Consider the following 26646-nt stretch of genomic DNA (forward strand, 5'->3'; position numbering starts at 1 on the left):
CGGACGCCAGCGACATGTCGACGCTTACGGACGTATTTCTCCGCCATTACCGCGAACTGCTGGGCTTTCTCTCGATGCGCACGGGCTCGCGCGATGTGGCCCAAGACTGCGCGCAAGACACCTGGATCAAACTGGCGGAATTCAACGACCGCACCCGCCCGGACAATGACCGCGCGTACGTATTTCGGGTAGCCGCGAACATTGCCACTGACTGGCACCGCCGCCGCACACGCGAAATGTCGGCCACCGCTGACTACGCCGCCGCCCAGCCCGTGGCCTTTGCGGCCGACACCTTCGACATCGCCTCGGCCCATCAGATCTTGCGCCGCCTGGAAACGGCCCTGCTCGCCCAGCCCCGGCGCAGCCTGGACGTCTTCGTGCTGCATCGCCATGAAGGGCTGACGTATCGCGCGATTGCCGAACGTTTTGGCATATCAATCAGCGCCGTCGAAAAGCACATGATGCGCATCCTGCTGGCCTGCGATGTGGCGTTGGCCCACTGATGGCCACGTCCCGCACGCGCCCCGCCAACCCGGTTGAAGAAGCGTCACGCTGGGTTATCCGGCATAGCGGCCAGCACCTGGACGATGCGGAGCACGCGGCGTTTGAAGCCTGGTATCGAGCGGATGCCCAACACGCAGCGGCGTATGACCGCTTGTCTCGGCTGTGGCGGCGCATGGGTGAAATTGACCGCGGCAAGCTCGCGAAGCGCCCCGCCCGCAAGCTGCGCGCAACTGCCATGCTGGCGATGCTGACGGCTGCGTTTGCGGGCTGGTTCGGGTCAACCAACCCGGCGCAGCAAGCTGATTATCTGGCCGGCTCCAGCGTCTTGCCAGTCACCCTGCCCGACGGTTCAACCGTGGTGCTGGACGCGCACAGCGCGCTGGCGGTGGACTACGCCGATGGCCGGCGGCAAGTCCGGTTGCTGGCGGGCCGCGCGCAGTTCGAACCGACGCCCCGCCAAGACGGCATGGCGCCGTTCTCCGTCCTTACCCGCGACGCTTCCGCCACGGCGCTTGGCACGCAGTTCACCGTTGACGTGCAAGACGATGAAACCCGGGTCGCCGTGCAATCGCATCAGGTCGCGGTGCGCTGCCTGCCTTGCGCCGACGATCAGGGCGTGACGCTGTCGGCGGGCGAAGCCGTCGAGGTGTCCAAGGCGGGCGTGAAACGCCACGCCGAAGCCGGCACCGCATCGCCCGGCTGGACGCGTGGCCTGTTGAGCTTTGACGATGTGCCCTTGCCGGCCGCCGTACAGGCGCTAGCGCGCTACAGCGGCAAGCACATCGTGGTGATGGGCGATGCAGCCCGGGCGCAACGCGTATCAGGCACGGCCAATGTGGCGGACACCCGCCGCGCGCTTGAGCTGTTGTTGGCGCAGACGCCGGTGCAGGTGACGGATCTGCCTGGTTTGCTGATCTTGCGTTGACACGCGCCACGCGGATTCTCAATTGGTAAATGAGAATCGATATAAATTGTTCATCACGAATTTGATGAGGGGTTTGGGCAGTGCCGACGTCCTACGGCTGACATTACTGTTTAGGACTTACGCATGTCTTCCCGCCCTTCCCTCCGCCGCCTGCCCGCTGGCGCAGCCGCCCTGGCCACCTTGAGCCTGGTGCTGACACTGGCGAACCCGGCGCTGGCCCAAACGCGCGCCACGCCTGTCACGTTCGACATTCCCGCTCAGGCGCTGGGTTCCGCCCTGCTTGCGCTGGGGCAGCAGGCCAACCTGGAAGTGTCGTTCGTGCCGGCGGCCGTTGCAGGCAAATTGGCGCCCGCATTGCATGGCACCTTGTCGCCACTGGACGCGCTGGACCAGTTGCTGCGCGGCTCGGGTCTCGCCCTGCGCAGTGATGGCCCGGGCCGCTACATCATCTACGTCGACAAGACCAACCAGTTTTCGGCGCTGCGGCTGGACGCGGTGAAGGTCTATGGCGAGCACAGCGACGAACGCGTCTACACGCAGGAAGAGATCGCCACCACGCCGACCGCCAACCAGGACCTGACATCGCTGGTGGCCACCCACCCCGCCGTGCGAACGAACGCAACGGCCAATGGCTCAACAAACCGTGGCTCGATGAATGTAGAAGACATCTCCTTCCACGGTTCCAGCCCGTATCAGAACCTGTTCCAGATCGACGGCATGGATGCGACCAACCGCGTTGATCCCGCCAGCAAAAACCTGAACTTGCAGATCGGCAACATCCCCAGCAATTCGCAGTCGTACTTCGTGGACACGAACCTGCTGGGCGAAGTGCGCGTGATGGACAGCTTTGTGCCCGTGGAATATGGCCGCTTCACCGGCGGCGTGGTGGATGCCCGCCTGCGCCGGCCAACGGGTGAAAACCATCTGCAATTGGACTATCGCTGGAACACGTCGAAAATGACCCAGCAGAAGATTGCCGAAGGCGATGAGAATGGATGGGGCCAGGGCAAGCCGGGCTTTTCGCCGGAATGGAAGAAGCGCTTCTATACCGCCATTGGCGACATCGCCATCAATGACAAAACCGGCGCGGTACTGAGCATGTCGCGGCGCGAATCGAGCATCCGGCGGTGGAACATGGGGGTAGATGCCGACCAGCCCACGCAAGGCGAAGATAACTACACCGACCGCATCGACAACTTCCTGGGCAAGTTCACGGTGCGCGCCACGGCCAATACCATTTCCGACCTGACCCTGAAGTACAGCGACCGCCGCGAAACGCTGGCGAGCGACACGTTCCGGAACACGCAATGGGACAACACGCACGCAGCGCGCGGCATCGGCTGGAACCTGGACCACGCTTTCCAGGGCGGCCGCGCATCCGTGCAGGCGGGTTGGGACAATGCGCTTAGCAACCGGTCATCCGACGCCACCGAGCTTGTCACGCACAAATTCCCGTCCATTCCCCTATTCACCACGGGGGGCTACGGCAAAGAACAGAAGGAACAGGACACCTGGACATTGAAAGGCCGGATTGACCTGGACCCGATGCGCACCGGCCCCTTCACCCATACGCCCTATGCGGGCATAGACGTGCAGCGCGTTGCGGTGAATTTCGAGCGCTTCAGCGATTCGTATTCGTACATTGCCACGCACCTGCCCAACGGCACCGAACGTCAGGCAAGCAAGGTGCACAACATTCAGGGCACGGTTGCGACGAAGTACAACACGGCGTCCGTCTACCTGTCAGACCGCGTAGAGTTGGGCCGCGTCGCCTTCACCGGCGCCCTGCGCGCCGACCGTGAAACGTTCCTGAACAACACCAATGTGTCGCCACGCACACGGTTGGACTGGGACGCGTTCGGCGACGGCAATACGGTGGTCAGCGGCGGCTGGGCCCGCTACTACGGGTCCGACGTGCTGAACATTGCGCTGGAAGAACGCATCAACACGCTGCGGCGCCAAGTGTTGGATCGCTATGGCAACCCGGTGGCCGACGGCTCCAAGCCGTACTACGTGTCGTACGAGGGTCTGCGCACGCCGTATGACGACGAGTGGGCGCTGTCGGTCAGGCAGCGCATGGGCAGCATGGAAGGCGTTGCCGCCTACGTGCACCGCAACGGCCGCGACCAGGTGAGCAAGTCGGGCGACAGCGTACAGGGCTATCGCTATCTGAATGATGGCAAGTCCACCACCGACACCATCAGCCTCACGCTGCGCACGCTGGAACCGTGGCGGCTGATGGACACGCGCTGGACGGCGCGCGCCGACTGGAGCTATCAGAAGCGCAAGGTCAACGCAGATCTGGTCGAAGGCTATGAGGGCGGCGCGCGTGACCCGGACGAGTACATTCTTTATGACGGCGAACGCATGCGCGCCATCGACCGCCCGCCGACGTCGTTCTACCAACCCCAGAAAGCGTCGGTAAGCCTGACGGGCATCTGGCCCAAGGCCGGCCTGACCTGGGATAACAGCATCCAGTGGCGCAGCTCGCGCATGTCGTCGGTATATGTGGGCTATGGCCCGCGCCCGGAATCGCTGCAAAGCTACCGCAGCGCCCGTCTGGCCTCGTACTGGACGTGGGACACGCGGCTGATTTGGGAACCCACGTTTGCGCGCAACGTTGCCTTCACGGTGGATGTTCTGAACGTCTTGAACAAGACGCCTGCTATTACCGCCACGAACCCGAATCTGTCGACTAACCGAAKCACCTATCAGGTCGGCCGCGAGATCTGGGTCCAAGCGAGTTACCGCTTCTGATGCGCCGCACTCCTATTCGACGTGGTCTCTTGGGCGCGGCGTTTGTTGTCGCCATGGGTGGGGGGCTGGCTGTACGGGCGGAGCCAGCGGACTCGTCCGGCGCTTGCTTCGATGGCGGGCCATGGAACATTGCCTGCTTGCGCACGCAATATGCCGGCCCGGCCAGCCACTGGCCTGCGCCGGACATTGATGCCGGCATCGCGTGGACCGAATGGACCACCGTGCCGCCGCCCAGCGCGCCACCATCGACATGGCTGGCGGCCAATGCCGGCCGAACGCAGCTGGCAGAAGACATTCAGAAGCCCGACGTCGTGGCCTTGGGGCAAATGTTGTTCTTCGACGCGCACCTGTCGCGCAAGGGGCAGGTGTCATGCGCGTCCTGTCATCAACCGCAACGCGCCTTCACGGATGGGCGTCCGCTTGCCGTTGGTGAAGACCGCCTGATGGGGCGGCGGCGTTCAACGCCGCTGAACGCTGCGCCCTTTGCACCGCGCCTGTTCTGGGATGGACGCGCGGAATCGCTGAAAGCACAGGTGCTGGGACCCGTGCAGGACAGCCGAGAGATGAACCACGATCTGACGGACGCGATCGCTCGTCTTCGGAATTTGCCGCCGTATCCCGCGCAGTTTCTCAAGGCATTCGGGCCGGGTGAATTCGGGCCGGGTGATGTGAGGAAGGACGAGGCGGTTGATGGTGTGGCGGTTGATGGTGCGGCGGTTGATGGCGTGGCGGTCGATACGGCTGCGGTCGACACTGATCGGCTCGCCCGTGCGCTGGCGGCGTTCGTCGCGACGATCCGCCCGCAGGCCACGCGCTTCGATGCGTTTCTGAATGGCCATCACAACGTCCTGGACGACCGCGAATTGTTGGGCCTGCATCTGTTCCGTACCCAAGCCAGATGCATGAACTGCCACAATGGCCCGCTGCTGACGGACCATCAATTCCATAACATCGGGCTGTCGTTCTACGGCCGGCGCAATCAGGACCTGGGGCGGTTTGAGGTGACGCGCGATCTTGCCGATCTTGGCACATTCCGCACCCCCAGCCTTCGCAATGTCTCGCAAGCCGGGCCGTGGATGCACAACGGCCTGTTCACGGATTTGAAGGGTCTGCTGCGCATGTACAACGCCGGCATGGGACGGGACGCGGCGCAAGCCGCGCCGCCTGACGTTTACGCGCCGCGCAAGTCCGAGCACATCCGGCCGCTGGCGCTAAGCGCGGATGACATCGACGCCTTGTTGGCGTTCTTGAACGTCTTGTAGAGAAAGGGGAAAGCGGCGTCCCGGAGTTGGCTCGAAGCCAGTCCGAAAACGCCGCTGGCCTGCCGTTACGAGTACGGGCGCTCGCGCAGGCGGGTGTGATGATCGACCACGGTGTCGATCACTTCACGCAGGATGGTTTCGGCCAAGGCAGGCGGCACCCCCGCCTCTTCGGCCAAGCGGCGGATGCGCTCGACCTGCTGGGACTCCCTGACGGGGTCCACCAGATCCATGCCGTGGTTGGTCTTCAATTCGCCGATCATGTCCGTGCAGCGGAACCGCACGCCCAGCAGCAGCATGATCTGCTGGTCGATTTCGTCGACCTCAGCGCGCAGTGACGCCAGCTCGGCTTTCGGGGACTCATTGTTAGCCATGTTTAACCCTGAACAATATCAAGCTTCGCGATACCCAGCGCCAAGGTCTTGGCGCCCACATCGCGGAACTGGATTTCTGCCTGGGCGTCCTGACCGGCGCCGCTCAAGCCAATAATCGTGCCATCGCCAAACCGCGCGTGATGCACGCCCTGACCCACACGATACTGCTTGTCGCCCACCGTGACACCGCTCGCAATGCCACGAGGTTGACGCGGCGCAATGGTGTTGGTGGCCTTGCGGCCAAAGGCGTCGCCACGGTTGCCGCCGCCCCACCCTGCGCCCGTGCTGCTGACCGGCGCCAGGCCGGCCTTGGGCGACAGCCACTTCAGATGCTCTTCGGGAATCTCATCCAAAAAGCGCGATCGCATGGCGTAGCGCGTCTGGCCATGCAGCATCCGGCTTTGGGCCAGGCTGATGTACAGGCGTTGACGTGCGCGCGTAATCGCCACATACATCAGGCGGCGTTCTTCTTCCAGCCCGGACTGCTCAAGAATGCTGTTCTCGTGCGGGAACAGCCCCTCTTCCAGGCCGGTAATGAAGACGGCGTCGAACTCCAGACCCTTGGCGGCGTGTACCGTCATGAGCTGGACGGCGTCCTGGCCTTGCTGGGCCTGGTTGTCGCCCGCCTCCAACGCCGCGTGGGACAGGAACCCTGCCAGCGGCGTCAGGCCGTCAGACGCCACGATGGGCGCATCGACCACGCCCGGCATCAAGGTCGACGAGGTGGCTTGTTCAGGCACCACACCGGCCGGCATACCGTCGTAATTCTCTTCGGACGCAAACACGGCGGCGGCCGTGATCAGTTCGTTCAAGTTTTCCAGCCGCTCGGCGCCTTCGCGTTCAGCCTTGTAATGGGCATTCAGACCGCTGGCTTCGAGCATGTGCTCAACCATTTCCGGCAGCGGCAAGTCGCGCGTTTCGTCGATCAGGCGATGGATCAGTTGCGCGAACTGGGCCAGGTTGGACCCGCCCTTGCCGCCCACCAACGCCACCGCTGCGTACAGGCTGGTGTCATGCGCACGGGCCGCGTCGGCCAGTTGCTCCAGCGTACGCGCGCCAATGCCGCGCGTCGGGAAATTGACGACCCGCATCCACGACGTATCGTCGTTGGGGTTGGCCATCAGACGCAGATACGCCAGCGCGTGCTTGATTTCCTGGCGTTCAAAAAAGCGTAGGCCGCCATAAACCTTGTACGGAATGCCGGCCGAGAAAATGGCGTGTTCGAGCACGCGCGACTGCGCGTTGCTGCGGTAAAGCACGGCGATCTCGCGGCGCAAGCTGCCTTCGTGAATCAGCGAACGAATTTCGTCCACGATCCACTGGGCTTCCATGCCATCAGACGGCTGTTCGATGACGCGCACCGGTTCGCCTTCACCCTGGTCCGTCCACAAGTTCTTGCCTAGGCGGCCGCTGTTGTGGCCGATGAGCGCGTTGGCGGAATCCAGGATGTGGCCAAAGGAACGGTAGTTCTGTTCCAGACGGATCACGGTGCCGTGCGCGTAGTCGCGCTCGAAGTCGGACATGTTGCCGACGTTCGCGCCACGGAAGGCGTAGATGGACTGGTCATCGTCGCCCACGGCGAAGATGGCCGCGCCGCCACCGGCCAACAGACGCAGCCACTTGTATTGCAGCGTGTTGGTGTCCTGGAACTCGTCTACCAGGATGTGGCGGAAACGGCGCTGGTAATGTTCGCGCACGGGCGCATTGCGCGACAGCAGTTCGTAGGCGCGCAACAACAGCTCGGCGAAATCCACCACGCCTTCGCGTTGGCATTGGGCTTCGTAGAGCTGATAGATCTCGATCAGGCGGCGGCGATGGGCGTCATAGGCCTCGACGTCTTGCGGACGAAGGCCCTCTTCCTTGGCGCCGTTGATGAAACGCTGTACATCGCGGGGCGGGTACTTTTCGTCGTCGACGCCATTGGCCTTCATCAGGCGTTTGATGGCGGCAAGCTGATCGGTAACGTCCAGGATCTGGAAGCTTTGCGGCAGACCGGCATCGCGATGGTGCGCACGCAGCATGCGATTGCACAGGCCGTGGAACGTGCCGATCCACAGGCCGCGCGTATCGATCGGAAGAATCGCCGACATGCGCGCCAGCATTTCGCGGGCGGCCTTGTTGGTGAACGTGACCGCGAGAAGCCCAAAAGGCGAAGCCTGGCCGGTTTGAATCAGCCAGGCCATGCGGGTGGTAAGTACCCGGGTCTTCCCGCTGCCCGCCCCGGCCAAGACCAGGGCGTGCTGCGGTTCTAACGTTACTGCGGCGCGTTGTTCAGGGTTGAGCTTCTCTAGCATCATGCCGCGTAGCGGCGCAGATGTTGAGCAAATTGCTCGAGCCCGGCGATGCCGCTTTGCTGGGCGCGCTGGCACCAGGCCTGCAGGTCATGAAGAAGCTGTTCGCTGCTGGCGCTGGAGCTTTCCCAGATGCGGCCGAGTTCGCGGCGCATCTGCACCAGGGTCGACAGCGACTTGTTCTGGGCAATGGCGCTATCCACGGCAGCCAACTGTTCCGGCTGGAGGATGTCCTCGTTGCGGTGGATGGCGCGGCGCACTTGATGCAGCTTGGTGTAGTCGCAATCCGCGTTGCCTTCCTGGCGCGAGGCCTTCAGCTTGCTCAATTCTTCACGAGCCGCGCTCTTGATCACGTCCGCGTAGCGGGCCATGACTTCGTAGCGGTGGGTGATCACGCCTTGCAGCGTGCGCAGGTCGATGCCGGTGCGGGTGTCGTCCAGCTTCAGCTTCGGCGCAACCTTCTTGATCTTGGCCAGGCCAAAGAACTTCAGGATGTTGATGTAGCACCAGCCGATGTCGAACTCATACCACTTGGCCGAGAACTTGGCCGACGTGCCGTGGGCGTGGTGGTTGTTGTGCAGCTCTTCGCCGCCAATCACGATGCCCCACGGGAACACGTTGGTGCTGGTGTCCGGGCTGTTGTAGTTGCGGTAGCCCCAGTAGTGGCCGATACCGTTCACGACGCCAGCCGCCCAGAAGGGAATCCAGGCCATCTGAACCGCCCACACCGTGACACCGACTGCGCCGAACAGGGCAACGTCGATGGCGAGCATGGACAGCACGCCCCACAAGCTGTGCTTGCTGTAGACGTTGCGTTCGAGCCAGTCGTCAGGCGTACCGTGGCCGAACTTGGCCATAGTTTCCTTGTTGTTCGATTCTTCGCGATACAGTTCCGCGCCGCGGAACAGCACCTTCCAGATACCGAACAGCATGGGCGAGTGAGGATCGCCTTCCTTTTCGCACTTGGCGTGGTGCTTGCGGTGAATGGCGACCCATTCCTTGGTGACCATGCCGGTCGTCATCCAGAGCCAGAAACGGAAGAAGTGCATGACAGCCGGATGCAAATCCAGACCGCGGTGCGCTTGGCTGCGATGGAGGAAGACGGTGACCGCAACAATCGTGATGTGCGTCACGACCAAGGTGAATACGACGACCTGCCACCAAGTGGCTTGGGTCAGACCGCCGGCAATGAAGGAGAGGATGTAATCCATAAAGCTGTTATGAGCCTCGCTAGATGAAGTGCCTGAAGTTTAGCTTACCTTTGTCTGCTTATGACAAGGGAGTTTCAAAATAGTTTTTGAGCGAAATCAAGGACTAAGCCCCAGTTTGAGCGCACAAAAAGCCACTCTCGCGATCCGTTCAGGCAAATCGCGAGGCCGGGCCTTGCGGACATCCGGCACTTGGGCCGGCTAACCCATGAAAGTGGGGGGTATTCGCAATGGCACCAGGTTTTGGCTACATTTCGCTACTAAAGTTCCTGTCAGCAAAGGAATTTCGTCTTGAGAACGCCACACGCGTGGCGCACACTTTCCGCCCTTACCGCAGACCAAACTGTCTCTTTTGTCCCACTGATGTCACCCAAAATGTTCCGACCCCGTTTGTTTTCCGCCATAGCCTTGCTTGGAATAGGGCTATCCGCGCCCACTGTGGCCCAGACGATGAAGTCGGGCGATGTGGTCGTGCTGGCTTCTTACTACGAGATCCGGGGGTCGGATTGCCTGGCGCTGCGAGCGCCGCGGGTGCTGATCACTCAGCAACCCCAGCTTGGCAAGGCCAGCATCGTGCAAACGCGCGGTCAATCCGCCGCGTCTGGACGCTGCGCCTATAAGGCAGTGGCGGTGTCGCAAGTGGTGTACCAGGCGGATCAGCCGGGCACCGACACCTTGGGCTGGGAAGTGAAATACCAGACCAAGGCGTTGGGCACCCGCCGCTACAGCACCACGGTCGGCGTCAAGCCGGCTCCCTGAGCCAGCGCGACGCCGCACGGGCACTTAGGCTGGCTTCACTTCCTCGGCCGGCTTCGCTTCCTCGGCCGATTCGCCCACCGAAGCGGCCTCAGCTTCGGCTTGAGCCACCGGCTCTGCCACGGGTTTGGCTTCTGCCTCGTCAGCGATGACTTCGGCCGGCATTTCAGCCTCGGCATCCGCTTTGACGTCAACATCAACATCAACATCAGCATCGACACCCGCATCGGCATCAGCCGCCACTGCCGCTTCAGCCGTATCGGCCGCAGCGCCCTTCTTTTTGCGCTCGAACACGGCGGCGAAGAAGCCGTCGGTGCCATGCACGTCGGGACGCAGTTGGACGTAAGGGCCTTCCAGCTTCAGTGTTTCGCAACGCGCAGCCAGGATTTCAGCCGCGTCGACGCGTTCAAAATCCGGATGACTGGCCAGGAAACGCTCGGCTTGCACTTCGTTTTCTTCGGCCAGCAGGCTGCACGTGGCATACACCAGGCGACCGCCCGGGGCCACGCAACGCGCGGCGCTATTCAGGATGCGTTCCTGCAGCTGGCCCAGTTCGGCCAGCGCCTCGGGGTGCTGGCGCCACTTCAGGTCGGGGTTGCGGCGCAGGGTACCGATACCGCTGCACGGCGCGTCGACCAGCACGCGCTGGGCCTTGCCGGCCAGGCGCTTCACGCGGGCATCGTTTTCGCTATCGATCACCACCGGCACGACGTTCGACAAGCCGCTGCGGGCAAAGCGCGGCTTGGCGCGCGCCAGGCGGGCGGCCGACACGTCAAACGCGTACAGGCGGCCGGTTGAGCGCATCAGCGCGCCCAACAGCAGCGTCTTGCCGCCCGCGCCAGCGCAGAAATCAATGATCATTTCGCCACGGCGCGGGGCGACCAGCAGGGCCAGCAATTGGCTGCCTTCGTCCTGCACTTCGATGCTGCCGTTTTCGAATTGCGGCCAGCGGTTGATCGCCGGACGGCCTTCCATGCGGATGCCCCAGGGCGAAAACGGCATGGCGACGGGTTCATAACGGCCCGCGCTTTGCTGCAATTCGGTCAACATGGCATCGCGCTCGGCCTTCAGCGGGTTGACGCGCAAGTCCAGGCTGGCCTGGCGGTTCAAGGCTTCGACCAGGGTTTCCGGGCTGTCCATCAGCGCCAGGCGCTCGTCCAGCCAATCCGGGATGCTGCCGCGCACGGCGCGGGGCAAGGTGGCCAGATCGATCTGCGACACGCGCTTGAGCCATTCGGCTTCCGCGGCATCCATGCCCTCTTCCAGCGCCTCGGCGCCCAGCGTCGCGTTCAGGCCCAGGATGGCCAGGCGGCGGGATGCGGGACCCACGCCGCTTTCGCCGAATTGGCGGTAACGGCGAAGATGGCGCAATACGTCGTAAACGGCTTCGGCGACTTCGGAACGATCGCGCGCGCCCAGGTTCGGATGGTGGCGCAGCCAATGCGACAACGCGGAGTCAGCCGGGTACGTCCATTGAAGGATTTCGCCCAGCACGCGCTGCACCTGATCGATGCGGATAGCGGCGTAAGACTGGCGCGGACGATTGAACTGGGGTTTTTGCGGCGTCTGATCGCGATGGCCGTGCGACGAATCGCCGCCACGCGAGCCGGCGTACTGGCCGCGCTCACCACGATCTTCACCGCGCGGGCCGGCGTACTGGCCGCGTTCGCCACGATCGTCACCACGCGGGCCGGCGTATTGGCCGCGTTCACCACGTTCTTCACCGCGGGGGCCGTCAAAGGACGGACGGCCTTGGCCTTCGCGGCGCTCGGAGCCGTACGAACCACGCTCACCGCCACGGCTGTCGCCGCGCGGGCCGTTGCCATACGACGGACGCGAATCCGGACGGCCGCCTTGGCCTTCGCGGCGATCGGAACCGTAGGAAGCACGTTCACCGCCACGGCTGTCGCCGCGCGGGCCGTTGCCGTACGACGGACGCGAATCCGGACGGCCGCCTTGGCCTTCGCGGCGCTCGGAACCGTAGGAAGCCCGTTCACCGCCACGGCTGTCGCCGCGCGGGCCGGTGCCGTACGACGGACGTGAATCCGGACGGCCGCCTTGGCCTTCACGGCGCTCAGAACCGTAGGAAGCACGCTCACCGCCACGGCTATCGCCGCGCGGGCCGTTGCCGTACGACGGACGCGAATCCGGACGGCCGCCTTGGCCTTCGCGGCGATCGGAACCGTAGGAGGCACGCTCACCGCCACGGCTATCGCCGCGCGGGCCATTGCCATACGACGGACGTGAATCCGGACGGCCGCCTTGGCCTTCGCGGCGCTCGGAACCGTAGGAAGCACGCTCACCACCACGGCTGTCGCCGCGCGGGCCGTTCCCGTACGACGGACGCGAATCCGGGCGGCCGCCTTGGCCTTCGCGGCGCTCGGAACCGTAGGAAGCCCGCTCACCGCCACGGCTGTCGCCGCGCGGGTCGTTGCCATACGACGGACGCGAATCCGGACGGCCGCCTTGGCCTTCGCGGCGCTCGGAACCGCGTTCCGAACCATAAGAACCGCGTTCACCGCCACGGCTGTCGCCACGCGGGCCGCCGCGGTTATCGCCTCGCGGCGCATCGTAGGACGGGCGGGGAGCCGGACGGCCCTGGCCTTCACGGCGGTCGCCGCCGAAGGAGCCGCGTTCGCTGCGGCCTTCACCACGCGGGGCGTCAAACGAGGGACGCGGGCCCGGACGGCCGCTGTCGCGGCTGGGGCGCTCTTCGCGCACACGCTCGTTGCGCTCGCGCGGCGGGGCTTCGCGGGCCTCGCCCTTGGGACGCGAGAAAAAGGACCGACCGTCGCGCCCTTCGGAGGCTGCCCTCGGGGAGCCTGCCGGACGAGAACGCGGAGATTGGGGTTTATTCATGGTGTGTTCCAGTGGGGCGGAAGGGTTCCGCCCGGTAAAAGCGATTCAGGGCCGCTCAAGCGGCCGGCGACCAGGTGAACAGGCGTGCGGGGTCACCCTGCACGTCCACCCGGTGGTCGTTTGTGAGGGTAACCCGGCCTTCGGCCAGCCAGCGCACTGCGGCCGGAAAAGCCTGATGTTCCACTGCCAGGACGCGATTGGCCAGCAGTTCCGGCGTGTCGCCCGCCAGAACCGGCACGCAGCCCTGCGCAATGATGGGGCCGTGGTCCAACACCGGCGTCACGAAATGCACGGTACAGCCATGCACGCGCACGCCAGTCGCCAGCGCCTGGGCATGCGTATGCAGCCCCGGAAATGCCGGCAGCAGCGACGGATGGATATTGACCAGCCGGCCCGCGTAGTGGTTGACGAAGCCCGGTGTCAGCACGCGCATGAAGCCCGCCAGGATGACGTAATCCGGCGCGTAGCGGTCGATTTCGGCAGCCAGCGCGGCGTCAAAGGCTTCGCGGCTGGCGTAGTCCTTGTGATACAGGGCGGCCGTGGGAATGCCCTGGGCGGCGGCCCATTCCAGGCCGCCCGCATCCGGGCGGCTTGCGATGACGGCGGCCACGTCGGCAGGCCAGCCCTCATCGCGGCAGGCCTCGACCAACGCCTGCATGTTGCTGCCCCGCCCCGAAATCAGGATGACGAGTCGGCGCTTAGAAAGTTGTGTTTCCGGCAAGATAGAAGAATCCAAATATTTAGCCCCCGAGGCGCCCCGCCAGGGACGCGCTTTGCTTGGCGCAAAGGGCTTGTCCGCCACCATTCCGCACCCCGGAAAACCCGTCGGCGCACAAATGGTTGGGGGGATTAGAACAAACCCGGAATCCAAAATTGTAAACTCTCGCTCGTGAAACCATCGCTGCGTATCTACCGATCCCTGCCCCCGCCCGACCGGCGCGCTCCTTGCGCGCTGACGATCGGCAATTTCGACGGCGTCCATCGCGGACATCAGGCCATGCTGGCGCGCGTCTGCCAAGTCGCCCGCGAACGTGGCCTGGTGCCGTCCGTCATGACGTTCGAACCCCATCCGCGTGAGTATTTCGCCACGCTGAACCAACGCCCTGAACTGGCGCCCACCCGGGTTTCCGGGCTGCGCGACAAGCTGGCGGCGCTGGCGCGCTATGGCGTATCCCAAGTCGTCGTCGAACGCTTCAACGCCCGGCTGGCGGAAATGTCGGCCAACGCCTTCATCGAAAACCTGCTGGTGCAAGGCTTGCAGACCAAATGGCTGCTGGTGGGCGAAGACTTCCGTTTTGGCCACAAACGCAGCGGCGACATTGATCTGCTGCGCGAAGCCGGCATGCGGCATGGGTTCGAAGTGCAAACGCTTGCCGACGTCACCGACCAGCAAGGCCACCGCATTTCCAGTTCTGAAGTGCGCACGGCCCTTGCCGTTGGCGACCTGGACCGCGCCCGCCATTTGCTCGGCCACCCCTTTCATATCAGCGGCCATGTGATCCATGGCCAGAAGCTGGGCCGCACGCTGGGATATCCCACCATGAACCTGCGCGTGGCCGAACGCTGCGCCGCGCGCTCGGGCATTTACGTGGTGCAGGTATATGGGCTGGCTGACCAGCCCCTGCCCGCCGTGGCCAGCCTGGGTGTGCGCCCGACGGTCGAAGACCGTGGCCGCGTGCTGTTAGAGTCACACCTGCTCAACGACACCCTCAACGCTTACGGTAAACTCGTACGCGTCGAATTCCTGCACAAGCTGCGGGACGAAGAAAAATTTCCTGACCTCCCTTCCCTGACTGCCGCCATCGCCGAAGACGCGCGAAACGCGCGCGCCTATTTTGCCGTTCATGGACTATAAAAAGACCCTCAACCTGCCCGATACCCCCTTCCCCATGCGGGGCGACCTTGCCAAGCGCGAGCCCGCCTGGATTTCGCAGTGGGAGGAAAACCACGTCTACCAAGCGATCCGTGCGGCCAGCCGCGGCCGGCCGCGTTTCGTCTTGCACGACGGCCCGCCCTATGCGAACGGCGACATTCACATCGGCCACGCGGTCAACAAGATCCTGAAGGACATCATCGTCAAGAGCCGCAACATGGCCGGCTATGACGCGCATTACGTGCCGGGCTGGGACTGTCACGGCATGCCGATCGAAATCCAGATCGAAAAGAAATACGGCAAGCACCTGCCCGTGGCGGAAGTGCAGTCGAAGGCTCGCGCCTACGCGCTTGAGCAGATCGACCGCCAGCGCAAGGATTTCAAGCGTCTGGGCGTGCTGGGCGAGTGGGATCGCCCGTACATGACCATGAACTTCAGCAATGAAGCCGACGAGATCCGCGCGCTGGGCCGCATCCTGGACAAGGGCTATGTGTTCCGCGGCTTGAAGCCCGTGAACTGGTGTTTTGACTGCGGTTCGGCGTTGGCCGAAGCCGAAGTCGAATACGCCGACCGCGTTGACCCGGCCGTTGACGTCGCCTTCCCGTTTGCCGAACCCGCCAAGCTGGCGGCCGCCTTCGGGCTGGATTCGGTAGACGATGGCGCCATCGTCATCTGGACGACCACGCCCTGGACCATCCCGTCCAACCAGGCGCTGAACGTGCATCCGGAAATCGAATATGCGCTGGTGCGTGTATCGCCGGCGCCCAAGTTCGGCCCCTTGCTGCTGGTTGCGAAAGACCGCGTCGAAGCGTGCCTGAAGTCGTGGAACCTGGAAGGAGAAGTCATCGCCACGGCGCCTGGCGCCGCCCTGTCGGAAATTGAATTCCGCCACCCGCTGGCGCAGTTCAACCCCGCCTATGACCGCCGCGCGCCCATCTACCTGGGCGACTACGTCACGGCCGACTCGGGCACGGGCGTTGTGCATTCGGCTCCGGCCTACGGTATTGAAGACTTTGTGTCGTGCAAGGCGCACGGCATGAAAGACACCGACTTCATCAGCCCCGTCATGGGCGATGGCAAGTACGTGGACAGCCTGGCGCTGTTTGGCGGCCTGTCCATCTGGGACGCCAACCCCAAGATCGTCGAAGCGCTGACCGAAGCCGGCGCCCTGATGCACGTTGAAAAGCACAAACACAGCTACATGCACTGCTGGCGCCACAAGACGCCGATCATCTACCGCGCCACCAGCCAATGGTTCGCCGGCATGGACGTAGCCCCCAAGGATGGCGGCCCGACCCTGCGCGAATCGGCACTGGCCGGCATCGACGCCACGGCCTTCTACCCGGCCTGGGGCCGCGCCCGCCTGCACGCCATGATCGCCAACCGTCCGGACTGGACCCTGTCGCGCCAGCGTCAGTGGGGCGTGCCGATGGCTTTCTTCGTGCACAAGGAAACCGGCGAGCTGCATCCGCGTACGGCTGAACTGCTGGAACAAGTGGCGCAGCGCGTGGAGAAAGACGGCATCGAAGCCTGGCAAGCCATTGAACCGCGCGACCTGCTTGGCGATGAGGCCGACCAGTACGAAAAGAACCGCGACACGCTCGACGTGTGGTTCGATTCCGGCAGCACGCACGCCACGGTGTTGGGCGGCAAGGACGGCGAGTTCGCCGGTTCCCACGGCGCTGAACTCGGCTGGCCTGCCGATCTGTACCTGGAAGGGTCCGACCAGCATCGCGGCTGGTTCCATTCGTCGTTGCTGACCGGCTGCATGCTGTACGGCCAGCCGCCCTACAAGGCGCTGCTGACGCACGGCTTCGTTGTTGACGGCCAAGGCCGCAAGATGAGCAAGTCGGTGGGCAACGTGATCGCCCCGCAAAAGGTGTCGGACTCGCTGGGCGCGGAAATCCTGCGCCTGTGGGTCGCCTCCACCGATTACTCGGGCGAGCTGTCGATTTCGGACGAAATCTTGAAGCGCGTGGTCGAAGGCTACCGCCGCATACGCAACACGCTGCGCTTCCTGCTGGCCAACGTGGCTGACTTCGACGCCGTGTCGCAAGCCGTGCCGTACGGCGAGCTCTTCGAAATCGACCGCTACGCGCTCGCTATGACGGCGCAGATGCAGTCCGAAGTGCAGGCCAACTACGAACGCTATGACTTCCACCCGGCCGTCTCGCGTTTGCAGACGTTCTGCTCGGAAGACCTGGGCGCGTTCTACCTGGACATCCTGAAAGACCGCCTGTACACGTCGGCCCCCGGCAGCGTGGCGCGCCGTTCGGCGCAGACGGCGCTGCTGGACATCACGCAGACGCTGCTTAAGCTGATGGCCCCGATCCTGTCCTTCACGGCCGAAGAAGCCTGGAAGGAACTGGTCGGCTCCGCGCTTAAAGCTCAGGCCGACGCCGCCCGCACGACGATCTTCACCGAGGTCTATCACACGCTGCCGCCGTTTGCCGACGCCGATGCGCTGTCGGCCAAGTGGACGCGCCTGCGCGCCATTCGCGCCGACGTCCAGCGCAAGCTGGAAGAAGTGCGCACGGCAGGCGACATCGGTTCGTCGCTGCAAGCCGAGGTTGATCTCTACGCCAATGGCGACGACCAGCAACTGCTGGCCAGCCTGGGCGACGACCTGCGCTTCGTGCTGATCGTGTCGCGCGCCACCGTGCATGCCGGCGAAGGCGAGACCCGCATTGAGGTCACGCCGTCGGCGCACAAGAAGTGCGAACGCTGCTGGCACTGGCGCCTGGACGTTGGCCAAGACGCGGATCACCCCGAGATCTGCGGCCGTTGCGTGTCCAACCTGTTCGGCACGGGCGAAGCCCGCGACAAGGCTTGAACATGGCCCGCCCCTCCGATTCGGGAGTGACGGGCACGGCGCCCGCCCGCGCAACCCCTGCGCGCGTGGGCGGCTGGCTGGCGCTGGCCTTGCTGATCATCGTGCTGGACCAGGTGACGAAGGTGTATTTCAACACCTCGTTCCAGTACGGCGAACGGGTCAACGTGCTGCCGGTGTTTGACTTCACGCTGATGTACAACCGGGGGGCTGCGTTCAGCTTCCTGGCGTCCGAAGAAGGCTGGCAGCGCTGGCTCTTCACCGGGCTGGGCATCGCGGCCGCCATCGTCATCACGATCATCTTGCGCCGCACGCACGGCCAGCCGCGCTTCAGCCTGGCGCTGACGCTGATCCTGGGCGGCGCCATCGGCAACGTTATCGACCGTGTGGTGTATGGCCACGTGGTGGACTTTCTGCTGTTCTACTGGAACGACTCCTACTTCCCCGCCTTCAACCTGGCGGACGTGGGCATCAGCTGCGGCGCCGTGCTGTTGGTGCTGGACGAACTGCTGCGCGCTCGCAAGAAGCCGCAGGCCTGACCGACGCCAGCCAGGATTCAAAACCTGGATCGAGTCCAACGGCGAGCCGGACGGCGAACCGGGGCGCAATGCCCCGGCCGCCCTGCTTCACACAGGGTTTTGTCCTATTTGATACCCCCTGAATGCATGGCGAACGGCGCAATGCCGCAATGCAGAATAAAATCACCCTCCATTCCTCGTTTTCACGGCGCTGAACCCGCCGCCACGCCCTCATGCTCGATCTCGCCCGCAAACGCATCGTCCTCGGTCTGACCGGGGGCATCGCCTGCTACAAAATCGCCGAGCTGGTGCGGCGCATGACCGAACAAGGCGCCACCGTCGACGTGGTGATGACCGAGGCGGCCACGCACTTCATTACGCCGGTGACCATGCAGGCGCTGTCCGGCCGGCCCGTGTTCGTGGATGCCTGGGACGCACGCGTGCCCAACAACATGGCGCACATCGACCTGACGCGTGGCGCGGACGCCGTGCTGATCGCACCCGCCAGCGCCGACTTCATGGCCAAGCTGGCGCATGGCATGGCCGACGACTTGCTGTCCACGCTGTGCCTGGCGCGCGCCTGTCCGCTTCTGGTGGCGCCTGCCATGAACCGCGAAATGTGGGCCAACCCGGCCACGCAGCGCAATGTTGAACAACTGCGCGCGGACGGCATCAGCGTGTTGGGTCCTTCGGCTGGCGAACAGGCTTGCGGCGAAACGGGCGACGGCCGCATGCTGGAAGCGCATGAACTGCTGACCGACCTGATCGCCTTCTTCCAGCCCAAGCTGCTGGCCGGCCGCCATGTGCTGCTGACCGCCGGCCCCACGTCCGAACCCGTGGACCCGGTGCGCGTGCTCAGCAACCGCTCGTCGGGCAAGACGGGCTATGCCCTGGCCCGCGCCGCGCGCGAAGCCGGCGCCCGCGTCACCTTGATTACCGGCGCCACGTTCCTGCCCGTGCCGCGCGGCGTGACCTCCCTATCCGTCACCACAGCGCGTCAGATGCATGACGCCGTGATGGCCAGCGCCACCGACGCCGACATCTTCATCGCCGTAGCCGCCGTGGCGGATTGGCGCGTGAAGAACGTCAGCACGCAAAAGCTGAAGAAAACCAGCGAAGGCGGCGGCGCACCGCTGATGGAATTCGAACCGAATCCGGACATCCTGGCCGAAGTGGCCAAGTTGGAAAACGGCCCGTGGTGCGTGGGCTTTGCTGCGGAAACCGAGAAGCTGGCCGAACACGCCGAAGCCAAGCGCCAGCGCAAGGGCATTCCGCTGCTGGTGGGCAATTTGGCGCACAAGGTCATGGATGCCGACACCACCGAACTGGTGCTGTTCGACGAGCAAGGCGCGCACCCGCTGCCGGCGGGCGACAAGCTCGATGCCGCACGCCGTCTGATCGCGGAAATCGCAGCGCGGTATCCCGCTTGATAGCATTTCCCGCTTGCTAGCATTTCCCGCTTGATAGCACTTCCTGCCTGATGCCACTTCCCGCCTGACGCAGCATCCAGGCCAATACCGCCAGCCGATTACCACTGGCAAAAAAAGGGCCCCTTGTCGGGGCCCTTTTGCTTTTACTGCTCCAGGCTGATGTTCGCAGCCTTCACGATGTCCGCCCATTGCTTGCGGTCATTTTCCAGGAACGCGGCGGTCTTCTCCGGCGTCATGTCCGTGACTGGCTCCGAGCCCAGCTCTGCCATTTTCTCAATGACAGACGGCTCCTTCAGCACGTCTTGCAGCGCCGCGTAGTAAGCCGCCTGCACATCCGCTGGCAAGCCCGCCGGCGCAAACACGCCCTGCCACGTCGGCATGTCAAACCCCTTCAGACCCTGCTCGTCCAGCGTCGGCACGTTGGGCAATTGAGGCGCGCGCTTGATCGAGGCCACGGCGATCGCCTTGACCTTGCCTTGCGAGGCCAGCGGCGCGGCGGTAGAGATGTTGTCCATCGTCATCGCAATATGGCCGCCCAACAGGTCGGTGATGACCGGGGCCGCGCCACGGTAGGCCGCGTGCGGCACCTTCACGCCCATCTTGTACAGCATGGTCTCGGCGATCAGGTGATTGGAAATGCCCACGCCTGCGGTGCCATACGTGGCGGTTGGCGTGTTCTGGAAATACGTTTTGAGTTCGGCCAGGTTATTGGCCGGCACGTCCTTGTTCACGATGACCACATTGGGCTGCACGGCCGCCAGCGTGATCGGCGTGAAGTCCGAGGGCTTGTAGTTCGTGCCCTTCGGGTTCAGGACATGCGTAATGGCCATGGAACCGGCGGCGGCGATGCCGATGGTGTAGCCGTCAGCGGGAGACTGCGACAGGCGGAAGGCCATGATGTTGCCCCCCGCGCCCGCCAGGTTTTCAACGACGACCGATTGGCCCAGGCGCTTGGACAGCGGCTCGGCCAACAGGCGCGCCAGCGTATCGGCCGAACCGCCCGGCGCGAAGCCGACCAGCAGACGAACCGGCTTGGTGGGCTTCCACGCGTCGGCAGCGAGCGCCGAAGAGGCGGCCGTCAGGGCCGTGACGGCAAACAGAGCGCCCACGGCGCGATGCAGGGTAAGGCTGAACATGAAGAACACTCCAAACAATAAATTGACGAAGACGGCTTCGTCTCCCCTTGCCGCTCTACCGGCGTCGTCGCGGCGTGTCACCGCTGCAACGACGCATCGGTTTGCCTAGGCGGCTTTATTCCAGAATTTGCGATAACGCCTGCGCCACCAGGCGGTTGGACAGCAGCACCGGGCGGCCCGAGGCCTGGGCAACGGCGTCGCGCATGCGCTCGGCGTAACCCATGCAATGCATGACGATCACATCGCAGGACGCCAGCGCCTGCCCCGCTTGCGCGAAGTTGCGCGCGGCTTGGTCGGCGTCGGCCTCGTAGGGCGATGCGTGCACAACTTCGGTCGCGCAAGCCAGCGGCACGGCCATGTGAAAGAAATCGAGCTGTTCGGCCAGCGGCACCACCAGCCCCACCTTGCGGCAGTGCGCGGACAATCCGGCCACCAGATGGTCAACCACCTGCTGCGGCTCGATAACCAGCGTGCGCATCGGCGCGATGGCCGTACCGGTGCACAGTGGCACCAGCACGTCGTAGCCCGCGTCATCCGCTTGGCGCATCACGTCGGCCAGCCGCGCTTCCGCGCGGGCGGCGTCCAGTTCGATCTGCGCGCCGTCACGCATGCGGGTGGCGAAGCGGTACTCGCCATCGCGCGGCGCCATTGCGGCAAGCGCCGCGGCGTCCAGGCCATCCAGCGCGCCGAACTCATCAATGCGCACCGAGTCGCCCAACAGCCGCGCCATTTCCGGCACGACATCACTGCGCGGAGATTGGCCAATGGTGAAGAAGGCCACGCGGCGCGATTGCAGCGCGTTCATGCCGCACCGCCATCTTCGCGGCCCACGGTTTGCAGATGCGCCATCGAGCCATAACGGCCTTGCAGCGCACGCCATTCCGCGTCATCGAAAAACGCCATCGTGCGCTGGCCAAACATCTTGGCGATCTCGATGCAGAAGCGCATGGCGACGTCCGCATCCACGGCGTTGGTCACACCCGTGGCGCAGCCCGGCACGGCAGTCTGCGCGGTCAGCGCCACGCCCACCACGGGCGCATCGGTCACGATGGCCGGCTGCATCAGCGAGTTCACGTGCCACAGCCCGTTTTCATACGGCGTGATGTCCTGCGTCGTCAGCGGCAAGGTCACCGGCAGTTCGCCGCTGACCCAGCCCATCACATCCAGCATCGTTTCGGGAATGCGCAGCAGATAGCCCTGCTTGGCCACCGGCGTCAGCGCCACGCCGCGCTTGTTCACCAGACGGTTGCCGCGCGTGGTGTCCACCGACAGAATCGCGTCCATGCGCGGGTCGACTTCGTGCGACATCATTTCGCGCATGGGAAACGGCGAACGCATCATCGGCACGGGGTGGTGCGGACGCGTGCCGGCGCGCGGGCAGATGTGCGTGCGGATACGCACGGCGCCAGGCAACACGTCGCCCTGACGCGCCATGGCCATCAGCTTGAGCGCCGCGGCAATCGCCACCACCGCCCCGTCGCTATCGGACACCAGGCCCGTCACGGCGGGACGCGCGCCGATGCCGCCCAGGCGGCCAACAATGCCCAGCTGCGGCGCCGATGCGTCCAGGCCGGGAATGACGATGGATAGAAAATCCGTGGCTGCGCCATCGCGTTCCAGGCGGGTCACTTCCACCTCGCACTCGCCGGCCTCGCGCAGCACCTGCGCGACCGCGTCACCCGTGATGTGGGCGGACGACAAGAGCTCGATGGTGTCGATCACATGCTTCATGCCGGGATCTCCAGCGGGCCGGGTCGGAACACGCGCGGTTCGGTGTGGCCCAGGAACAGCGGCGCATCATGCGGGCCGACCAGCGCAACCTTGCCGCCGCGCACGCGCAGCGCCGAGCCTTCCGGCAGGCCCAGAACCGGCATCGCGGGATTCAGCGTGCAGAACTCAGCCAGACGCTGGGCGCGCGTTTCGCCGCGATGGCCGGGCGGGTGCGCGTTGGTGTAGTGCGGGTTGATCTGGAACGGGATCAGGCCCAGACCGTCGAAGCCGCCCGGGTCGGTAATGGGCATGTCGTTGGTGGTGCAGATGGTGGGGCACGTCAGATTGGAGCCAGCGCTCCAGCCCAGATAAGCGGCGCCCGCGCGCACGCGGCGCGTCACCACGTCCAGCAAGCCTTGACGGCGCAACTGGCCCAACAGATTGAACGTGTTGCCGCCGCCCACGATGATGACAGCGGCGTTTTCCAGCGCGGCCACCGGGTCTTCGGCACGGTGCAGGCCCTGAATGGCAAGCCCTGTGTCCGCCAAGGCCGATACCACCAGCGCGGTGTAGTCGTCCCAATCCCGCGTGACGCCGGCGAACGGCACGAACACGGCCGGCGCGCCTTGCGGCAAGGATTCGATCAGTTCGCGGATGTCCGGCATTGCGTGGACCAGATAACCGGCGTCGCTGCTGGAATTGCTAAGTAGCAAGAGGTTCATGGGAGAGGTTCCGTCAGGGGATGTTCGGGGGAGCGCCCGCGTGGGCGCGTCAACAAGAGAAAGGATTCAAGCCACCCAGAGGGTTTAGGCCAATGGGTTCAAGCCAAAGGGTTCAAGCCAGCCAATAAGGGTCGTGCAGTTCGCGGCCCAACGCCGCCACCTGTTGCAGCACCGAATCGCGCAAGCGCGCCACGCGCGCCGCATCGGCCTGGAACGACACAAACGACAGACACAGACCGCGCAATTCGCCGGTGGCCGGGTCACGCACCGCGGCCGCCACGGCGCCGATGCCGGGCATGGCCTGGTCAATCGCCACGCCGCAATGGTCTGCGCGCGTCTGCTCGACCAGGCGGGCCAGGTCGCCGACGGTGGCCGGGCAATCACGGCCTTCCATCGGCAGGCGCTGGGCCGGGTCGGCACCGTACAGCGCTTGAAATTCAGCATCGCTCAGGCGCGACAACAGCGCCCGGCCCATCGCCGTGCCGGACGCATTGCGGCGCGAGCCAGGCGGTGACAACACCTGCACCGGATGCGAGCCATTCAGGCGTTGCAGCACCACGGTTTCACGTTGGTTCAAGGTGGACAAATACGCGGTCAAGCCGCTGTCGTCGGATAGGCGAGTCAACACCGCGCGGCAGGCTTCATCCAGCGGCGTTGCGGCCATGCCGGCACGCACGGCCTGCGCCAGCAAGGCCCCTGCGCGATAGCGGCGCGTGGCGGCGTCCTGGTCCAGCATGCCGTAATGCTGCATCTGGTTCAGCAAGCGAGAGGCCGTGCTCTTGGGCATGGCCAGCCGCGCGGCGACGTCGGTAAAGCTCAGCTCCGTCGCGCCTTCCGCGTACAGCGACAGCACGCGTTGGACTCCATCTAGAATGCTCATGAATGTTCCATAAAACGGAACTTAAGTTCCTTAATATCGAACAAGAATAATGCAAGGCGTGGAATGCGGTCAATTAGGCGCGACCCAACAAGGAAAAGCCCCCGTGTTATCGGGGGCTCGTCATGGCACGAGTGCCAAGTCTGGCGGGTGTAGCAGAGGCAGCGGGCCTAGCGGGTCGACAATTCCGACCACTCCGCCAGCGGCAGCGGCGGCTGCGCGTGCAGAATGCGCGCCAGCACCAGCTTCAGTTCGCCCCAGCCGCCGCGTTCGCTAGGCCAGCTCGATGGCGTAACGGGCGTCCAGCTGCCATCCGGCCCGCGCTCGGCCATCTTGAAGCGGAACGTGTAATGCCCCGCCATGCCCATGCGCAGATCCGTCACAACGAGCGCATCGCCAATGGCGTCATACCGCAGCCAGTTGTCCGTGAACCAGCGCAGGCGCGCGTGCAGCGGCACGTTTTCCAATGCTTGGCCCAGATCCAGATTCAGCGGCTGGCGCAGCCATTCCGGCTGCCCGCGGTCGAACAGGCTGCTGACGGATTCGTAGTAATTACCATCCGCGGTCTTGGCGATGACGCGCCACACCAGCGTGTTGAACGGCATCGACACCGCGCGCAGCTCGGTCACGGCGATGCCCTGCTGCTGCATGGCGTCGCGCACGCGGTCTTCGGTGACGATACGGCTGGCCAGCCCGAAGCCCAGATAGGCCGTGCTGAAGATCAACGCCCCCGCCAGGAACCGGCGCGCGCGGCTCGTCATGCCCACGGCTATGGCATAGACCACGCCCAGCAATAAGGGCACGGTATAGATTGGATCGATGATGAAGATGGCCGACCAGCTTTCGGGAATGGCCGCCAGCGGCCAGAACAGCTGCGTGCCATAGACGGTGAACGCGTCCAGCACCGGGTGGGTCACCAGCACCAGCCATAAGGTCAAGAACAACCTTCGCCCGCCGTAGGGCGCTTGCGGCCAATATTTACGTATCAGCCAGGTCAGCAGCAAGGCCAGCCCGGTCAGCACGAAGATGGAATGCGAAAAGCCCCGGTGATAGGTCATCAGCGACACGGGGTCGGGATAGCGCATCAGCACGTCCAGGTCGGGCACCGTTGCCAGGGCCGCCCCGTAGATCAGCGCCCGGCGCCCCTGAAAGCGCCCCAGCATTGCCCCTTGTATCCCCGCACCCAGCACCGCTTGTGTTACCGAATCCATAGTTCCCCAGTCGTACGCATCAATCAGAAAGCCTAGATAACACTTGGCCATTAAAGCAGGCGTTAAGATACCCGATTGCATTCAGCTAATTTTCAGACTCCGCCTTCATGGACCAATATATCGACAAGATCGGCCTCTTCATCGAGGCCAACCAGATCTGGGCCGGCCCGATCACCTTCCTGCTGACCCTGGGCGAATCCATGGTGCTGCTGGGCCTGTTCATTCCCGCCACCGCCTTGATGCTGCTAACGGGCGGCCTGATTGGCGCCGGTACGCTCGACCCCTGGGGCGTCATCATATGGGGCATAGCAGGCGCCATCGTCGGCGACGCGCTGTCTTACTGGCTGGGCCGTTGGGCCGGCCCCGGCGTCTTGCGCCGCTGGCCGCTCAAGCAACAGCGCACCGGCGTGGCGCGCGCCCGGCTGTTCTTCTACCGCTATGGGTTCGCCTCGGTACTGATTGGCCGCTTTCTGGGGCCTATCCGGTCCACCATTCCCACGGTTGCGGGCGTCATGGGCATGGCGCAAAGCCGCTTCCAGCTGGCCAATGTGCTGTCGGCCCTGCTGTGGATGCCGCTGATGCTGGCCCCGGGCTATATCACCGCGCGCAGTCTGGGCACCGCCGAAAACGCGCAGCAGATCGCCATGATGATCGGCGCAGGCCTCTCAGTGCTGCTAGGATGCGGACTTCTGCTCGCCATGATGCGCAAGCGCCGTCAGCCGGCGCGCGTCCGGCGCGGCAATTGAACCAGAGAGAAATTCATGGCGATTGATTTGGAGCCGAAGAACGGCGATTTCGCACGCTACATCGAGAACCTGACGCGCGCGGGCGGCGTCACGCCCGGCCGGGTTCCCGACAAGCGTGAGGCGTCGCGGCAGGCTTCGTCCAAGGTGGCCGTACCCGTCCCGCCCCCCGTCACGTCTGATTCCCTGTCCACCGCGCCCTGGGGCAATACGGCGTCGCGCACGCCGTCCCCCCCGTCCCACGCTCAGGCGCCCGGCTCGACCGCGCAGTCCGACACCGGCGAGGCGTCGATGGCGCAGCGCGCACGCCTGCGCAAGATCGGCATTGTGCTGACGGTGGGCGGCATTCTGGCTGGCTGGTCAGCGGTGAACATCGCGATTCGCGCCTTTCGCAGCCCCCAATTTGAGCTTGGCGAACTGATGCCGGCCGTGTTCCTGGGCTTCTTCGCGTTCATGCTGCTCAAGGCGGCGGGCAATGCGCGCAAACCGCGCAATGGGATGGGCAAACTGCCGCCGCTGAAGACCTCGTCGTATCGCAAGGACGGCAAGTAAGCGGCCCAGGCTGGCGGACATTCATGCTCACCCATGGTGGGCTACCCAATGGTGCTGACCATTGGTGCTAACATTTCCGCCGCAATTGAGCAGACCCCTAAAGACCCCCGG

Annotated in this window: 22 protein-coding genes; 11 read left to right on the top strand and 11 right to left on the bottom strand. The window is 64.5% G+C overall.

Annotated elements, in window-relative coordinates; genetic code table 11:
* Positions 1–14: 14 nt before the first annotated feature.
* The 4 genes from AC1DB0_RS03360 to AC1DB0_RS03375 all read left to right on the top strand — a co-directional run bounded on the left by AC1DB0_RS03360 (position 15) and on the right by AC1DB0_RS03375 (position 5448).
* Positions 15–503 carry an RNA polymerase sigma factor gene (locus AC1DB0_RS03360; RefSeq protein WP_476756585.1) on the top strand — a complete coding sequence of 163 codons (489 nt, stop codon included), beginning with the start codon at positions 15–17 and terminating at the stop codon, positions 501–503.
* Positions 503–1429, top strand: a complete 927-nt coding sequence (locus AC1DB0_RS03365) for a FecR family protein (RefSeq protein ID WP_054425057.1) — start codon at positions 503–505, stop codon at positions 1427–1429. The genes AC1DB0_RS03360 and AC1DB0_RS03365 overlap by 1 nt, the downstream gene beginning before the upstream one ends.
* A 123-nt stretch (positions 1430–1552) precedes the next feature.
* Positions 1553–4186, top strand: coding sequence for a TonB-dependent receptor plug domain-containing protein (locus tag AC1DB0_RS03370; protein ID WP_476758599.1), 2634 nt, complete (start codon positions 1553–1555; stop codon positions 4184–4186).
* A 137-nt stretch (positions 4187–4323) separates the two neighbouring features.
* Entirely contained in the window at positions 4324–5448 is a 1125-nt protein-coding gene (locus tag AC1DB0_RS03375) for a cytochrome-c peroxidase (protein ID WP_476756583.1), read from the top strand.
* A gap of 65 nt (positions 5449–5513) precedes the next feature.
* On the opposite strand, the gene AC1DB0_RS03380 is transcribed toward AC1DB0_RS03375, so the two are convergent.
* Genes AC1DB0_RS03380 through AC1DB0_RS03390 form a run of 3 tightly spaced genes read right to left on the bottom strand, consistent with a single transcriptional unit; the run spans position 5514 to position 9321 of the window.
* Positions 5514–5819 (bottom strand): chorismate mutase, encoded by a 306-nt coding sequence (locus AC1DB0_RS03380; protein WP_054425052.1) that lies wholly within the window; start codon positions 5817–5819, stop codon positions 5514–5516.
* Between the two features lie 2 nt (positions 5820–5821).
* Complete coding sequence (locus AC1DB0_RS03385) at positions 5822–8116, bottom strand: UvrD-helicase domain-containing protein (protein WP_054425050.1); 2295 nt, start codon at positions 8114–8116, stop codon at positions 5822–5824.
* Entirely contained in the window at positions 8113–9321 is a 1209-nt protein-coding gene (locus AC1DB0_RS03390; protein ID WP_054425049.1) for a DesA family fatty acid desaturase, read from the bottom strand. Before AC1DB0_RS03390 ends, AC1DB0_RS03385 begins: the two co-directional genes overlap by 4 nt.
* A gap of 435 nt (positions 9322–9756) precedes the next feature.
* Between AC1DB0_RS03390 and AC1DB0_RS03395 the strand changes: the two genes are divergently transcribed.
* Positions 9757–10077 (top strand): hypothetical protein, encoded by a 321-nt coding sequence (locus tag AC1DB0_RS03395; RefSeq protein ID WP_342065905.1) that lies wholly within the window; start codon positions 9757–9759, stop codon positions 10075–10077.
* 24 nt (positions 10078–10101) lie between these two features.
* On the opposite strand, the gene AC1DB0_RS03400 is transcribed toward AC1DB0_RS03395, so the two are convergent.
* Both AC1DB0_RS03400 and purN read right to left on the bottom strand, forming a co-directional pair.
* Entirely contained in the window at positions 10102–11568 is a 1467-nt protein-coding gene (locus tag AC1DB0_RS03400; RefSeq protein ID WP_346550902.1) for an RsmB/NOP family class I SAM-dependent RNA methyltransferase, read from the bottom strand.
* Positions 11569–12988: 1420 nt separating this feature from the next.
* A complete protein-coding gene (gene purN / locus AC1DB0_RS03405) occupies positions 12989–13654 on the bottom strand; it encodes a phosphoribosylglycinamide formyltransferase (protein ID WP_054425047.1) in 666 nt (221 codons plus the stop codon).
* 168 nt (positions 13655–13822) lie between these two features.
* Here purN and AC1DB0_RS03410 point away from each other — a divergent pair, with 168 nt between their 5' ends.
* The 4 genes from AC1DB0_RS03410 (at position 13823) to coaBC (ending at position 19584) form a co-directional block, all read left to right on the top strand.
* Positions 13823–14788: a bifunctional riboflavin kinase/FAD synthetase gene (locus AC1DB0_RS03410; RefSeq protein ID WP_054425045.1), complete on the top strand. Its 966-nt coding sequence runs from the start codon at positions 13823–13825 to the stop codon at positions 14786–14788.
* Positions 14778–17639, top strand: coding sequence for an isoleucine--tRNA ligase (gene ileS, locus AC1DB0_RS03415; RefSeq protein WP_175169352.1), 2862 nt, complete (start codon positions 14778–14780; stop codon positions 17637–17639). Before AC1DB0_RS03410 ends, ileS begins: the two co-directional genes overlap by 11 nt.
* Before the next feature lie 2 nt (positions 17640–17641).
* Positions 17642–18175, top strand: coding sequence for a signal peptidase II (gene lspA / locus AC1DB0_RS03420; protein WP_054425042.1), 534 nt, complete (start codon positions 17642–17644; stop codon positions 18173–18175).
* 212 nt (positions 18176–18387) lie between these two features.
* Positions 18388–19584: a bifunctional phosphopantothenoylcysteine decarboxylase/phosphopantothenate--cysteine ligase CoaBC gene (gene coaBC, locus AC1DB0_RS03425; RefSeq protein WP_054425040.1), complete on the top strand. Its 1197-nt coding sequence runs from the start codon at positions 18388–18390 to the stop codon at positions 19582–19584.
* Positions 19585–19727: 143 nt separating this feature from the next.
* Here the strand turns inward: coaBC and AC1DB0_RS03430 are convergent, their stop codons facing one another.
* From AC1DB0_RS03430 to AC1DB0_RS03455, 6 genes are all read right to left on the bottom strand, one after another.
* Positions 19728–20720: a Bug family tripartite tricarboxylate transporter substrate binding protein gene (locus tag AC1DB0_RS03430; RefSeq protein ID WP_476756582.1), complete on the bottom strand. Its 993-nt coding sequence runs from the start codon at positions 20718–20720 to the stop codon at positions 19728–19730.
* Positions 20721–20835: 115 nt separating this feature from the next.
* Positions 20836–21525 carry an AroM family protein gene (locus AC1DB0_RS03435; protein ID WP_476756581.1) on the bottom strand — a complete coding sequence of 230 codons (690 nt, stop codon included), beginning with the start codon at positions 21523–21525 and terminating at the stop codon, positions 20836–20838.
* Positions 21522–22451: a DUF1177 domain-containing protein gene (locus AC1DB0_RS03440; protein ID WP_476756580.1), complete on the bottom strand. Its 930-nt coding sequence runs from the start codon at positions 22449–22451 to the stop codon at positions 21522–21524. Before AC1DB0_RS03440 ends, AC1DB0_RS03435 begins: the two co-directional genes overlap by 4 nt.
* On the bottom strand, positions 22448–23152 hold the full coding sequence (gene pepE, locus AC1DB0_RS03445) for a dipeptidase PepE (protein ID WP_346550455.1): 705 nt from the start codon (positions 23150–23152) through the stop codon (positions 22448–22450). The genes AC1DB0_RS03440 and pepE overlap by 4 nt, the downstream gene beginning before the upstream one ends.
* Positions 23153–23264: 112 nt before the next feature.
* On the bottom strand, positions 23265–24032 hold the full coding sequence (locus AC1DB0_RS03450) for an IclR family transcriptional regulator (protein WP_476756579.1): 768 nt from the start codon (positions 24030–24032) through the stop codon (positions 23265–23267).
* A 167-nt stretch (positions 24033–24199) separates the two neighbouring features.
* Positions 24200–25240 (bottom strand): metal-dependent hydrolase, encoded by a 1041-nt coding sequence (locus AC1DB0_RS03455; RefSeq protein WP_476756578.1) that lies wholly within the window; start codon positions 25238–25240, stop codon positions 24200–24202.
* A 107-nt stretch (positions 25241–25347) separates the two neighbouring features.
* Here AC1DB0_RS03455 and AC1DB0_RS03460 point away from each other — a divergent pair, with 107 nt between their 5' ends.
* Positions 25348–25986, top strand: coding sequence for a DedA family protein (locus AC1DB0_RS03460; RefSeq protein ID WP_054425024.1), 639 nt, complete (start codon positions 25348–25350; stop codon positions 25984–25986).
* A 15-nt stretch (positions 25987–26001) separates the two neighbouring features.
* Positions 26002–26535, top strand: a complete 534-nt coding sequence (locus AC1DB0_RS03465; RefSeq protein WP_175169360.1) for a hypothetical protein — start codon at positions 26002–26004, stop codon at positions 26533–26535.
* The last annotated feature ends 111 nt before the right edge of the window (positions 26536–26646 follow it).

It is taken from the genome of Achromobacter sp. 10T422 (genome assembly GCF_056394065.1).